Origin of the sequence: Bacillus sp. N12A5 (genome assembly GCF_026790125.1) — a bacterium.
Taxonomy (GTDB): domain Bacteria; phylum Bacillota; class Bacilli; order Bacillales; family Bacillaceae; genus Bacillus.
The window spans coordinates 83,990-97,908 of the sequence record NZ_JALAMR010000009.1 but is presented as its reverse complement, the minus strand read 5'-3'; the positions used below and the strand labels follow the sequence as shown (position 1 = coordinate 97,908).

Genomic DNA, 13,919 nt, shown 5'->3' with positions numbered 1-13,919 from the left:
TTTTTTAAGGCATTAAAAAATGAGCGGTGTTACCCAGTCATTTTTTAAGCTGTACCTAAGCTTCGTTTTAAGAAAGTAAAGATTTCTTTTTTAAACACTTCAATATTTTCATCCTGTTCAAACCCGATATAGAATCGTTCAGCTGTGTTCTCAACCAAGTTGATAATCGTTCTGGCTGTCCATTTTGCATTGATTCCTTCAGTCACCTCGTGGTTATTAATGGCCTTATGGATGATTTTTTCGAGCCAGGAATAATAAGGCTGATAGATCGTCTCCCATTTTTCCATGGAATGGTCGATCGCAAGCCCGGAGTAACAAAGAACGATAATATCCTTATGGCGTTCTGTAATGAGAAATGTTTCCTCAATTAATATATCTAAAACGGTCCAAAAATCTTCGTCTCCATGCAGTCTTCCTTTGATTTGATCCAGTGTATGGGTGAGAAGATTTTCTGCGATTGCCGGGATCAGAGCATTTTTAGATGAGAAATACAAATAGAACGTTCCTTGTGCAGTGCCGGCCTTTTTGACAATATCAGAAATAGAGGCCTTGTCGAGGCCTTTTTCAGAAATGACTTCAATGGCAGCCTGCAGAATTTTTTCATATTTGCCTGATGTTTGTTTTGGCATAAGGAACACCTCCTGTAATGACTGACTATCATTCACTTTAACGCGGGTATGTTTATTTGTAAAGCAGAAAGAAGCAAGAAAAACTCTTGCTTCTTTATTTATCATAATCAATGGCGGCTTTCGGGAGTCCGGTATACTTTGCCCAGTAGTAAATCGCAAGTGAGCCGATGGCGACTAAAATGAGGTCGACGGGATTGCTGATGATGCCTAAACCGTGTCCGAAAGAACCGATGTAGGAAAAGATCAGCATCATGATATAAAACCCGACAAGCCACCACGCTGATTTCAGCTGCTGGGCAAGGCTGACATCCTCTTGAGGCGCATATTTTCTGAAACAGAGATAGATCAAAAACATCACGAGCTGTGAACCGAGCAGCCAGGAAACGGTTGTCCATCCTGACCAATACACGATGAACGCCGTGAAAATAAAGGAAAGCGGCCCGATGATGCTCATTCCTTTTAAATAAAACGGCCTGTTTAAGTCCTTCGCATTGACCCTCAGCGCTGCTGAACAAATTGGTGCAATTGCATAAGAAAGGATGAGCGCGACAGAACAGACATTGACAAGCGCGTTCCACGAAGGGAAGGGGAGCGTCCAGAAAATCGACATGGCAAACGAAAGCCAGAGTGAAGCTCGGGGTGTTCCCGTTTCTTTATTCACCTTTGAAAATATGCTGAATAGTGTGCCGTTACGCGCCCAGGCGTAAACGAGACGAGACGTCGTATTCATGAAAATATTCCCGTTTCCTCCGGGAGACAGAATGGCGTCTAAAATGACAAGCGTTGCAAGCCAGCCTAAACCGAGCATGACCGCAATATCTTTAAACGGCAATGAGAACTCCCGCCCGATTGCCGGCCAGCCATTTTTCAGCGTTTCTGTCGGGATGGCGCCAATAAAGGTGACCTGCAAAACAGTGTAAATAATGGTTGAAACGATAATGCAAATGATTAAAGCGATTGGGATGTTGCGTTTTGGATTTTGCACTTCACCTGCCACAGACACAATCGGGTGCAGGCCAAGATACGCAAACATCACGCCGCCAGTCGAAATGGCTGCTTGAATACCTGTGAAACCAAACGGCGCAAAGCCTTCGACCGATAAATTCTCCGGCTGAAAATGAAAGATCAGCACGATAATGATGGTAATCGGTACAATATATTTAAAAATCGATATGATGAAATTCGCCTTAGCGAAGGTTTTGACGCTCCAATAATTCAGCAAGAAAAACAAGCATAGCAAGGCGAATTGCAGGATCCAGCCAGCGATGGTCGGCGAATCGGATCCTTTTATGGTCAGGCCTGGAAACCAATAGGCCACGTATTGCCGGACGGCCGTGACTTCAATTGAAATCAGGCTTGTGTAAGCGACAATTGTGACAAATGAAATGAGATAGCCAACAAGATGGCCATGTGAATAAACGGGGTATCGAATGATGCCGCCGGTACGGGGCAGAGCGGCTCCGAGCTCCGCGTATACCAGCCCGATTAACAGAATAATGGCTCCGCCGATGATCCAGGAAAAAGCGCCGGAGGGTCCTGCTTTTGAAGCGACATTACTGACAGCAAACAGCCATGCTGATCCAAAGATGGCTCCCATCCCAATCAAAATCAGATCAAACAGTGACATTGATTTTTGAAAATTTCCTTGTTTAGACATCCGCTTCCTCCTTAAAAACCAGCCTTATATTCCTTACAATGCCCAATATGTAACAGAGAATACCGCTCTAATAAAAAAACAGGTGCAGCCCGCCTGCACCTGTTTTTTATTGATGGATTGCATCAAAATGCTTCACCGTTATATTTTTGAATGAGGCTGTACCTCCATCAGAATAAAGGGTAATGCCCTTATCTTCAGGTTTTGGGAACACTTCATTTGATAAAACGGTTTTCCCGTCGCCGACAAATACTTCTATTGTTGTTTTATCCACGAGAATTTTCAAATGCACCTTCCGTTTGCTTACATCGTAAGGAGCTTTGCTTTCGACATAGGTATTGCTTTTGTCAGGCTGATTTGTGGCCGCCCTGTTGACATACGCATAGTCGCCTTCAGCGAAAATGCCGACATCAATATGGCGTTTTTGGTCTTCTGACTCTCTGAGTCTGACGCCTGCATTTTTTAGCTCTGACCAAGAAAGATCGATATCAAGCTGATACGCATCACCTGTCACCGACAGTGTTTTTGATCCGCTCACTTCCTGATCCTCTATGCCGTCAGTTGAAACCGTCAGCTGCTCCAAAGCGTCAATCGGCTGTGAGACAAGGCTGTATGCTCCGTCCTCTTCCTGCAGCCGGAGTTCGCGTATGACAGAATCTGTGCCATTAAAGCCGTTCTTCATTGTCGGTGTGTTGTTGGCATAATCCCAATTGTTCATCCAGGCAAGCGCATAACGCTTTTCTAATGGATCTGTGCTTTTGCTGTCTTCGAACGTCACACCGCCATACCAATCAAAGCCGTAGTCAAGCCATTGGGCTTCGGTCCGATCCGCTGTAAATTCTTTTCCGTCGAAGCTTCCGGTCCAGTAGGCATACGTATTTGGTTTGCCCCATGGTTTGCCGTTCGCGCTGGCGCCGAGAACCCACTTTTCAGCACCGTCGCTTGCCCGCATCATGTAGAGGTCAGGACATTCCACTATTCCCGCCTGCTCTGGGAAGAATCCGCTTGTGTAATGCCAGTCCTTCAGGTTATCGGATTCATAAAAGCCGATTTTTGATCCTTCTGCCATAACCATGACCCATTTGTTATCCTGGTCATCCCAGATGACTTTCGGATCTCTGAAATCGTCTGTGCCCGGGTTAGGCATAACGGGATTTCCACTGTAGAATTTGAATGATTTACCTTTGTCTGTGCTGTACCACAAATATTGCTCTTGTTTTTTGTCTTTGGCTGAAGGCTGTGTCACAATCGCGACAAGCGCATTTTTCCCGAACCCGGCTGTGTTCTCTTTATCCACCACGACGGAACCGGTCCAAATGTCACCGTCCGGGTTTGTATATTTTGGAATCGCCACGCCTTCATCTGTCCAGTGCACCAAATCTTCTGATACGGCATGCCGCCATTCTGTGCCGTTGCCTTTTGGATAATCCTTGTTATACAGATAGAAATAATGATATTTGCCATCAAAATAGATCGGTTTTTGGGGATCATTTTTCCATTTGTCGGGTGTCGTAAAATGATATGCAGCCCGGTAGTCAGGCTTATGTGTCGATTTTGATTTTTTGACAGGTTCTTCTTTTGGCAATAAATCGATAAACAGCAGTATTCCTGCAAAGGTGAGGAATACGGTTAGCCATTTGCCTGCTTTTTTATAGTTCATAGGGGATTCACCTTTATGATGTTAATTAGAAATAAAAGAAAATGCCAATAGGATATCGGCATTTTCTTTTGCGTTTTTAATTGTTAACTGTTAATTGTCCTTGTTCAAGGATACTGTCTTTGACAACAGATGTTTTCTTGCCTTTGATGTTCAACAGGAAGCTTGGCGCAAACGTTGATTGTTTGTCTGCGTAGAAACCTCTGTTTGTCATGTAGCTTGTAATCACGACATTGTTTCCTTTTGCTTGAGGCACAGCGAAGTGTGAGTAAGTAAAGGTTACGTCGTTAGGGTCAAGATCCATTTTTAACACAAGGCCAGTTTTGTTCAGCGGCTTGTATGGGCCAGTTAATGAATTAGAAACATAACCAAGCATGTAAATATCGTTAGGCGTGATGCCGTCGATCGTCATTTTTGATCCGCGGGAGTCAGTGAACAGATACCATTTGCCATTCATTTTAAAGACGTTCGCGCGTTCGATTTCATCTGTGACTGTGTTGGATGCAATCAGCGGTTTCATCACTTTTTTCAGTGTGTAATCATCGTTTAGCTCAATGATGCCGAGTGCGCCGTTTGCTAATTCAGCCGTGCGTTTTTTATCGCTTTGCAGAAGTTTTTGGCTTTCTTGACGGAAGAATGACGTGCTTTTGCCATAGTATGCTTTGTTAAATAAAGATTCTTCGCCTTGGTAGCCGTCTTCAGTTCCAGTGTTTGCTTCGAATACTAAGTATTTGTGGCCTTTATCTTCTACGTAGTGAGGATCTCTCAGCGTATGGTTATCGCCTGAGCTGTAGTTGCCTTCATCGATAAACTGCTGTACATTTTGATACGTTTTGCCGTCGCCGTCAAAGATTGATTTATAATCTTCGACACCGTTGATGTTCAAAGAGCTGTCTGATGCTGATACGTTAACCTGTGCAGTTGTCAGTGTTTGTTTGCCGTAATGTTTACCGGAGAAATCAGTGTAGAATAAACGGATTTTTCCGTCAGATGTAAATGTTGCTGAACCTGACCATTCTTGCGTTTGGTCTTTTAGGATAGAATCATTTGCATCGAATTTGTCGCTGTCCTTAAAGACGCGGCCAGCGTTTTTCCAGCTGTCAATAGACGTTTCGCCGACTTTTTGATAGAACATGTAAATGGATGTGTCATCCGCATTTTTAGGGTCTCCGGCTAATGCAAAGACGATGTGGTAGCCGTGATAGTTTGCAACTGTGCCGTCAGCGTTTTGCAATGGCCAGCTGTCCCAAACATCCAGGCCTTTTGCAGAAGAGATATTTTTAATTGTGGATGGATCGAATTCGGGCACCTGATATTTTTCATTTTTTTGCTGTTCAGGGATTTGCAGCATATCATGGCGTGTAATATGGGTAATGCCGTATGTTTCTTTATACGGTTTTTGGTTCGTTTCTTTCGCAAATGCTTGAGTTGCGCCTCCTGCCAGCAGTGCAGTAGTAAAGGTTAATACTGTTGCTTGTTTAGCAAACTTTTTGATGTTCATCGTTCATGTCTCCTTTTTTATGTACTGTGTTAGCGGTCTGCTTCTTCCAGCCCTCCTGTTTGAGATGGCAAGTCAGTTACACACAATAAAAAAGACCTAAAATATGTAAGGGGCGACGCCAAAGTATACACTTTGCCCTTTACACATTTTAGGTCTTGCCTGCTTTATCAGTAACAAACCTGCGTGATTTACTTTTCGACATCATTCTATTAGACTCTCGTTTGGATTGCAACTGGTCTATTTTCCTCTTTTGTTTGATAGAAAATCATAAATGAATTTAAAAGTTACAGGTCTAAAGAACTAACGAAGATTCCTATTTCTTTTTATGATCTGCATTCTTAATAACGTCTGATGAATGGGCATAAAGTTACCTTTTGAAGATGATTCAGAAAATGGTCATCCTTGGGGAAGCAAGCCTTGAAATAGCCTTGGATCAAATGCGTTTATCCGTTTTTTTGGAACTTGATGCTGTCATTTCTATGTTTGAGCACTGTGGGGCAGATACCGTTTCAATGCTCGTAACGAACAATATAATAATGTATTGCTAGCTAACAATTGATAGAAGCGTAAGATTGATAAGGAGGAAAATGCCATGCCGCCACGGCCAACTAAATGGATTAAGAGGAACGATCGACCGGAACCTCTTTTATCACCAAGTGTCACAAATGGAAATACCCCATCAGCTCAACAAAACCAGTCCTTCGCACCAATGACGAACCAGCCTATTTCTGCTTTCAGAGCCACCAGCAATATGAATCTGTCAGTTGCTGCAAATGCAGCCAGCGGAGTTCTTTTTCAAAATGTCCAATTTGATTTGGCGAATGAATATAACCCCGGCACATCTACATTTTCACCGAGAACAGCAGGCGTGTATTCTCTTAATGCATCAGTTGAATTTCAAGCGAATGCGAATGTTGGCTTCAACTTAGAAGTCGTATTTCTCGTGAATCAAGATGTGGTAGGCGGCGGAAATAACCAATTTCAAGCAGGGAATCTCCCCGCTGTCGTAGCCATTACCGAAATTCTTCAGTTAAACGCCGGAGATACGGTGACAGTTGCAATGAGAAGTACTGCGGCCGGAGTCATTCAAGCGACTGCGAGAACCCATTTTGCTGCCGCTAGAGTTCCTTCTCCGACTTCGTAAAAAGGGGATCTTTTGAATCGTGCAGATCTAATAGCGATCTATATTAAAGTTGATTTTTCCTGTTTGAGGAATCATCAGCTTTTTTTATTTTCGAAATATTTGAAACGTTACTAGCTGAGTAACGTACGAGATATAGGAGGTGAAGGAATGAAGCAGAATAAAAGGAAGCATTTCAAGAATTTATTTGAGACATTAGGCGAAAAACATCAGTTCAACGGGACGGCTCTGGCTGCGGAGGACGGCGATATCATCTATCATCACTCTTTCGGTTATGCAGAACTGAAGGAAAAACGCCCCTTGCAAACAAACTCTTTGTTTGAGTTAGCATCTCTGTCAAAGCCTTTTACAGCTTTGGGAATCATATTGCTGGAGGAGAAGGGGACTCTTGGATACGAAGATAAAGTGGAGCGCTGGCTGCCCGGTTTTCCGTATCGGGGCGTAACGATTCGGCATTTATTGAACCATACGTCAGGGCTTCCTGATTATATGGAATGGTTTTTTACCAATTGGGATCCACATAAGATCGCGGTGAATCAGGATATTGTGGATATGCTGATGAATGAGGGGCTGCCTGGTTATTTTGAGCCGAATGAAGGCTGGCTGTACAGCAATACGGGGTATGTGCTGCTGGCGGTTATCATTGAAAAAGCATCTGGCATGAACTATACAGACTTTATGAAAACATATATTTTTTCACCGGCCGGCATGAATGAAACGAGAGTGTATAATCGGAGACTTCGGCCTGAACGGATGGATGATTATGCATATGGATATGTGTATGATGTACATTCCGAAACATACGTCCTCCCTGACGATCTTGAGGAAACGAACTACGTTGTGTACCTTGATGGGATACAGGGAGACGGTACAGTTAACTCTGTCACAAGCGATTTGTTTCGATTTGATCAGGCGTTATATCAGGATGAATTGATCAGCAATGCTTCGAAGGAAGCCGTATTTTCACCTGTACGCCTTAACAATGGGGAAATGTTTGATTACGGCTTTGGCTGGGTGCTTCAAAACAGTCCTGAAAAAGGGCGGGTTGTCAGCCACACCGGAGGATGGCCCGGCTATTCAACAACGATGATCCGATATATCGATCATCGTAAAACGCTGATCTATTTGAGCAATAAGGAAGAGGATGCTGAATATGAACAAGCAATTCTGAAGGCGGCGGAACATATTCTATTTGGACAGCCATATGAGATTCCGGAACGCCCCGCTGACAAAAAGAAAAAAGCAATTGATACAGCGATATACAGCCGCTATGTTGGCAGTTACTCGTTTCAAGATGGGACGGCTGCACGGGTGACAGCCGAGAATGAACGGCTTTATTTGGAGATCACCGGGCAGCTGAGACTGGAATTATTCCCTTCCTCGGAAACCCGTTTCTTTCTGCGATCATTGTCTGTTGAAGTCGAATTTATGTTAGGTGAGGATGCTGCGAAAAGCTTTATCCTCTATGAGGATGGCTCAGAAGAAGAAGCGGTCCGCACGAATTAGAAAGGAATGAGCGCGATGATCGGAATATTAGCCGGTATGGGGCCAAAATCGACCTCACCGTTTATCGATAAGGTGATTGACTACTGTCAGAAGCTGTATGGGGCTTCAAACGATATCGACTATCCGCACATGATGATTTATTCATGTCCGACACCCTTCTATGCAGATCGTCCGATTGACCATGCTGAGATGAAAAAAGCGATTATTGGCGGGGCGGTAAAGCTCGAGAAAACAGGCGTTGATTTCATTGCTCTGCCTTGTAATACGGCACATGTCTACTATGAAGAGATTCAGCAGGCATTGTCGGTTCCTTTGTTGCATATCATTGAGGAAACGATAAAAGAGATTCCGCATTCTGCAAAAAAAGCGGCGGTTTTAGGAACAGATTCAACCATCCAATCTGCCATCTATCAAAAAGGGCTGAAGGCAAACGGACAAGAAATTGTTCACAAAGATCATTGGCAGCAGGCTGTGAATCAGTTAATCGCCGCAATTAAACAGCCGAATCAAATGCAGCATACACAAGCATTGTGGCAGAAGCTATATGAAGAAATCAGTCAGCAAGCAGACATCATTATTTCAGCCTGTACGGATTTAAATGCGGTGTTAGATCATATCCAAAGTGAGATTCCGATTATTGATTCCTCTGACTGTCTGGCAAAAAGCACTGTCAGCACATATCTTGCCTATCAAAGCTAACAAGGACTGTCTTCAAACAGTCCTTGTTTTTTTATGTCCTATTGTTTGACAGTTACACTCAATGGTGTTAAAGTAAACATGTAAATAGTTACATGATTTTTTCGAAGGTGAGGTGGTGCTTATGAAGAAGCCGGTTTTAAAACCATTCGCCTCTTTAGAAATCAAGGTTGATCCGCCTATTGCCATTGGTGAGACAGGCCTGGGACTGAGACGACTCATTCCGATTCGTTCGGGAACAATAACCGGAGAAGTAAAGGGACGTATTTTGCCGGGCGGTGCCGATTCACAAATCATTCGCGCTGACGGCAGAACAGATTTATCTGCCAGGTATGTGATTGAAACAGCAGATCATGAACTCATTTACATCGAAAACAATGGAATACGGCAAGTCAGCGAGCCGTTTCGAAAACAAGCCGCGGCCGGGGAAATCATTGATCCGGAGCATGTTTATTTCCGTACGGTGCCGAGATTTGAAACAGGCAGTGAAGCCTATCGATGGCTGCATGACCGTTTGTTTATCGGTTCCGCAGAAAGAAGCCCTGATTACGTTCGACTAGACATTTATGAAGTACAGTAAAGACTAAGGAGAGTGTGAAAGATGGAAAACTTTATCGGAAGCCACATGATTTATACTTATGAAAATGGTTGGGAATACGAAATCTATATTAAAAACGACCATACAATTGATTATAGAATTCATAGCGGAATGGTTGCCGGACGCTGGGTGCGGGATCAGGAAGTTAATATTGTCAAACTGACAGAAGGCGTATATAAGGTGTCTTGGACAGAGCCGACAGGCACAGATGTTTCTTTAAACTTCATGCCGAATGAAAAACGCATGCACGGCATTATTTTCTTCCCGAAATGGGTGCATGAGCATCCTGAAATTACGGTCTGCTACCAAAATGACCACATTGATCTGATGAAAGAATCCCGTGAAAAATATGAAACGTATCCTAAATACGTTGTACCTGAATTTGCCGAAATTACATTCCTGAAAAATGAGGGAATTGACAATGAAGAAGTGATTTCAAAAGCTCCTTATGAAGGAATGACAGACGATATCCGTGCGGGAAAATTGTAAGAAACGAAAAACCCGGAAAAGAGAGTTACTCCTCTTTCCCGGGTTTTCTTTTTGCTGAGTAGGCGGGAACCATCACAATTCCTGCGAAAAACAATATGATGCCAGTCCAGCGCATAGGCTGGTTATAGGCTGTGTCCCGTAAACATATTACAGCTGATAAAATGATGATACAGGCTGCCACAACGATGACAGCGCCTGTATCCTGTTTTCCCCATGTTTATACTCCTTTTGAAGGGAATAGTTTTTGCCTTTTTTCAGATTCAGGATCGTTTTCGATCGAAATCTTTGAATCTAAAATCAGCGTCTCTCTTGTATCTTCTTGATATGCCGGCCATGTAACATTTTCGGTGCTTGGGTTTCCTGTTTTGGCGAACGAGTTCCACGCCGATTGTATTTTAAGAGAAAGCTGTTTCACCTCATCGGTAACCTCCGCTTTTGCCATCCGTTCTAGCGCGTCCAGATTTCCGAAAACAAAAGGAAGCTCTAATGCGTGAAACGCCTTATTGTACGGCGGCTGATCCGGGTGCCAGTCAAACCGGTACATCCAGACAGGCGCATATTGGGACTGGGCAGAGGCGCAGGCAACAGCCGGGCGCCAAAATAACAAATCCGTCATCATATGAATTTGACTTTCCAGAGAACGCGGATACAGATCGGCGGCTTTCTCGGCCAGCAGCTGCCCTAATAAATACTCGAGCGCGGAATCAAACGTTTCCTGAGAATGAACCTCTGAGTCCGGTGTGAAAAATAAATATCCTTCATCGCGGTTTGTTCCGATTAACAGCGGAATGCCGGCAGCAGCCCCTTCTGCGATCGCTTTTTCTGGTTCAGCAGGCAGCGTTTTCGGATCAAGGGCGGGCTGGAAGAACAGCTGAAAAATATTTTCATTTTCTGCTTTCCGAAGCTGATCCGCCGCTTTAAGCAAATCTTCTGCAGATACAGTATGCAATCTGTCCAGCTGGCTCTCGTTAATCCCAAGTATCTGTAAAAAGGCAGCCGCAGTGCTCGCCGCTTTTTCTTTCGTCATCGTTCGGGAAGCGCCGCTTTCCATGATCGCTTTCTGGAACAGGCCTTTTGCCGCAGGCATAGCAAGCAGCGCGGCAATGCTCATGCCGCCTGCTGATTCTCCAAATACCGTTACGTTATCCGGATCACCGCCAAACGCTGAGATATTGTCTCGGACCCATTTCAGCGCTGCGGCTTGATCAAGCAGTCCGAGGTTATCGGAATACGCTTCATCAAATGAAGACAAATGTAAAAATCCAAACGGACCCAGCCGGTAGTTCAGTGTAACAACAATGACTTCTCCTTGTACTGCAAGTCTTGACCCATCATATAATGGCTCACTGCCTGCACCGAGATAAAAAGCGCCGCCGTGAATCCACACCATAACAGGAAGGTGTTGACTTGAAGTGTCGGGCGCGAATACATTGAGATACAGGCAATCCTCGGACTGGCGGGGCAGCTCAGCGTATGAAAGTGACAGCAAATCAGACGGCTGCGGGCAAATCGGGCCGTACGCTGTTGCGTCCAGTTCGTTCTCCCACGCTTTCGGAGCTTCCGGTGCTTTAAAACGCAATTGCCCAACAGGCGGCTTGGCATAGGGGATGCCTTTCCATATATGTACGCCATTTTCTGTTGTGCCTTTCACTCTGCCGTATTGAGTCGTTACTGTTTTATGAGACATTGCTTCCTCTCCCTTTTTCCCCCATTATAAACAGATTTCCCCTGAGAATGCGAACGTCAGCCCTTAGTCGACATTATCTTCCCATCGTTTTGAAAAATGATTTGACCTCCTGGACGGTCAGGCCGATTTCTCTTGCTTCTGCCATCAGCGCTTTCCATTCTTCTATATTGGACTCCGTCAGTTTTCGGTTGCGGTAGGAAGCGGTTTCGGGCCGTTCTTTCTTTAATCTGTTCGTAAAAGTGAACAGCTCTTCCTTTTCCATTCCGGCTTGAACAGCTTGCACAAGATGGACGCGCCATTCGTCCTCACCGCCGCTGATTTTTTCATACATCATCGTTTCAGCGTCGAATAATTCTGTTAATTCAACATCCAGTGTGGCAGAAACTTTTTTTAAAAATTGAACGGACGGATTCGTATGAACGCCTCTTTCAATCTTGCTTAAATAGGATTTAGATACACCTGACTCGACAGCCAGCTGATTTATAGAATAACCTTTTCTTTTACGGTACAAACGGATAGTTCTCCCAATCATAATATGAAATTCTCCTCTATTCCTGTCGTTATTTCGTTCATTATAAGGAATTTTTCGTTCTTTATAAAATTTAAAATAATAAGGGAAGTGCAGTAAATTAGAGGAAAATCATGATTTTGTTCTCTAAAGAGAACTTATTGGCTTATTTTGCAATTTTTAAATAATAACATTTTCTTTTATAATCCAATCATTAACAGAAAGGGGCGCGGGAAGCCAGCCGCGGGAAGGCTGAAGGCTATGAATACATGAATGAGAATATGAGTTTTAAAGAATTATATGCGATTGTCAAACACAGATTCGTGCTGATTCTGCTCATCACAATCGGCGTCACCCTTATTACGGGTTTTGTGCAATATAAGGTCATTTCACCGACCTACCAGGCGTCGACACAGGTGCTGGTTCATGAATCAGACGGTGAAGAAAACTCGAATCTCAGTGACATCCAGCGAAATCTTCAGTACAGCAGCACGTTCCAATCGATAATGAAAAGCACTGCCTTGATGGAAGAGGTCAAGGCGGAATTGCATCTTTCTGAATCGGCTTCCTCTCTGAAAGGAAAAGTGATGACCAGCAGTGAGAATGAATCAGAAATTATTAATGTTGCCGTCCAGGATCACGATCCGGCGAGAGCGGCTGAGATTGCGAACACGTTAGTGAACAAGTTTGAAAAAGAAGTAGATGAAAGAATGAATGTACAAGGCGTACATATCTTATCAGAGGCGAAGGCTTCTGAAAGTCAAATGATCAAGCCTGACAGGCTGCGAAATATGGTCATGGCTTTTGGCGCAGCTGTCATGGGCGGCATTACACTGGCATTTTTTCTGCATTTTCTCGATGATACGTGCAAAAGCGCACGTCAGCTCAGCGAGAGAACCGGATTGCCATGCTTAGGCTCCGTTCCTGATGTCCAAAAAGGGCGGAATCGCGGGATAAAACATTTCGGGGAGTGAAGCGAGTGATCTTTAGAAAAAAGAAAGCAAGGCGAGGTTTGGCTCAAATATCCGTTTTACACAATAAATCAATTGTTGCGGAACAATACCGCACCATTCGGACAAACATTGAGTTTTCATCCGTCCAGACCAACTTGCGGTCTATCCTCGTTACCTCCTCTGTGCCTGGTGAAGGTAAATCGTTCAGTGCAGCGAATCTTGCGGCTGTATTTGCACAGCAGCAGGAAAAGAAAGTGCTGCTGGTGGATGCCGATTTAAGAAAACCGACCATCAACCAGACGTTTCAGGTTGAGAATGTAACCGGGCTGACAAATGTACTGGTCGGTAATGCTTCACTCAGTGAGACGGTGCAAAAGACGCCGATCGACAACTTATATGTGCTGACAAGCGGGCCGACCCCGCCGAATCCGGCTGAACTCTTGTCTTCAAAAGCTATGGGAGATTTAATCTCTGACATCTATGAACAATTCAGCCTCGTCATCTTTGACTCCCCTCCGCTTTTGTCTGTTGCAGATGCCCAGATTTTAGCCAATCAGACAGACGGCAGCGTGCTCGTCGTTTTAAGCGGAAAAACGAAAACCGATACCGTCTTGAAAGCGAAGGACGCACTGGAGCAATCCAATGCAAAGCTGTTAGGCGCTCTTTTAAACAAAAAGAAAATGAAAAAATCGGAACACTATTCCTACTAAATAGATTATAAGGTGATGTCTCCTGACCTGTATCAATGGAGGCACTCGGCTCTGCTGTGGGCAGCTGATATTGCTGCCTTAGATGCTGGTCGTCGCTGGCGGGGCGTGAGGACGGGTTAAATGCCCACTTATCTGATATATACATAGGATGTGTTGTCGGTTTAGCTGCTGCCGATTTTTTTAGACGAAA

The 13,919-nt window shown here is 44.2% G+C and carries 13 protein-coding genes and 1 pseudogene; 7 read left to right on the top strand and 7 right to left on the bottom strand.

Annotated elements, in window-relative coordinates:
* Nucleotides 1-44: 44 nt before the first annotated feature.
* From MOC09_RS12050 to sacB, 4 genes are all read right to left on the bottom strand, one after another.
* Nucleotides 45-629 carry a TetR family transcriptional regulator gene (locus MOC09_RS12050; RefSeq protein ID WP_268358152.1) on the bottom strand — a complete coding sequence of 195 codons (585 nt, stop codon included), beginning with the start codon at nucleotides 627-629 and terminating at the stop codon, nucleotides 45-47.
* 94 nt (nucleotides 630-723) lie between these two features.
* A complete protein-coding gene (aspP, locus tag MOC09_RS12045) occupies nucleotides 724-2,286 on the bottom strand; it encodes an aspartate/proton symporter AspP (RefSeq protein ID WP_268358151.1) in 1,563 nt (520 codons plus the stop codon).
* A gap of 106 nt (nucleotides 2,287-2,392) precedes the next feature.
* Nucleotides 2,393-3,943, bottom strand: a complete 1,551-nt coding sequence (levB, locus tag MOC09_RS12040; RefSeq protein WP_268358150.1) for a 2,6-beta-fructan 6-levanbiohydrolase — start codon at nucleotides 3,941-3,943, stop codon at nucleotides 2,393-2,395.
* Between the two features lie 76 nt (nucleotides 3,944-4,019).
* Nucleotides 4,020-5,441, bottom strand: coding sequence for a levansucrase (gene sacB / locus MOC09_RS12035; protein ID WP_268358148.1), 1,422 nt, complete (start codon nucleotides 5,439-5,441; stop codon nucleotides 4,020-4,022).
* Nucleotides 5,442-6,033: 592 nt separating this feature from the next.
* Here sacB and MOC09_RS12030 point away from each other — a divergent pair.
* The 5 genes from MOC09_RS12030 (at nucleotide 6,034) to padC (ending at nucleotide 9,871) form a co-directional block, all read left to right on the top strand.
* Complete coding sequence (locus tag MOC09_RS12030) at nucleotides 6,034-6,585, top strand: C1q-like domain-containing protein (protein WP_268358146.1); 552 nt, start codon at nucleotides 6,034-6,036, stop codon at nucleotides 6,583-6,585.
* Nucleotides 6,586-6,732: 147 nt separating this feature from the next.
* Entirely contained in the window at nucleotides 6,733-8,088 is a 1,356-nt protein-coding gene (locus tag MOC09_RS12025; RefSeq protein WP_268370623.1) for a serine hydrolase, read from the top strand.
* Between the two features lie 15 nt (nucleotides 8,089-8,103).
* Complete coding sequence (locus tag MOC09_RS12020; RefSeq protein ID WP_268370621.1) at nucleotides 8,104-8,787, top strand: amino acid racemase; 684 nt, start codon at nucleotides 8,104-8,106, stop codon at nucleotides 8,785-8,787.
* Between the two features lie 121 nt (nucleotides 8,788-8,908).
* Nucleotides 8,909-9,364 carry a DUF3237 domain-containing protein gene (locus tag MOC09_RS12015; protein ID WP_268370619.1) on the top strand — a complete coding sequence of 152 codons (456 nt, stop codon included), beginning with the start codon at nucleotides 8,909-8,911 and terminating at the stop codon, nucleotides 9,362-9,364.
* Between the two features lie 21 nt (nucleotides 9,365-9,385).
* Entirely contained in the window at nucleotides 9,386-9,871 is a 486-nt protein-coding gene (gene padC / locus MOC09_RS12010; protein WP_242734236.1) for a phenolic acid decarboxylase, read from the top strand.
* A gap of 25 nt (nucleotides 9,872-9,896) precedes the next feature.
* Here the strand turns inward: padC and MOC09_RS12005 are convergent.
* The 3 genes and pseudogenes from MOC09_RS12005 to slrR all read right to left on the bottom strand — a co-directional run bounded on the left by MOC09_RS12005 (nucleotide 9,897) and on the right by slrR (nucleotide 12,090).
* A pseudogene (locus tag MOC09_RS12005) lies at nucleotides 9,897-10,086 on the bottom strand (hypothetical protein).
* A 2-nt stretch (nucleotides 10,087-10,088) separates the two neighbouring features.
* Entirely contained in the window at nucleotides 10,089-11,558 is a 1,470-nt protein-coding gene (locus MOC09_RS12000) for a carboxylesterase/lipase family protein (RefSeq protein WP_268370617.1), read from the bottom strand.
* Between the two features lie 73 nt (nucleotides 11,559-11,631).
* Nucleotides 11,632-12,090 (bottom strand): HTH-type transcriptional regulator SlrR, encoded by a 459-nt coding sequence (gene slrR, locus MOC09_RS11995; RefSeq protein WP_268358140.1) that lies wholly within the window; start codon nucleotides 12,088-12,090, stop codon nucleotides 11,632-11,634.
* 245 nt (nucleotides 12,091-12,335) lie between these two features.
* Here slrR and MOC09_RS11990 point away from each other — a divergent pair, with 245 nt between their 5' ends.
* Complete coding sequence (locus MOC09_RS11990; RefSeq protein ID WP_268370616.1) at nucleotides 12,336-13,040, top strand: YveK family protein; 705 nt, start codon at nucleotides 12,336-12,338, stop codon at nucleotides 13,038-13,040.
* Nucleotides 13,041-13,045: 5 nt separating this feature from the next.
* Nucleotides 13,046-13,729 (top strand): protein tyrosine kinase EpsB, encoded by a 684-nt coding sequence (gene epsB, locus MOC09_RS11985; protein WP_268358138.1) that lies wholly within the window; start codon nucleotides 13,046-13,048, stop codon nucleotides 13,727-13,729.
* Nucleotides 13,730-13,919 lie beyond the last annotated feature (190 nt).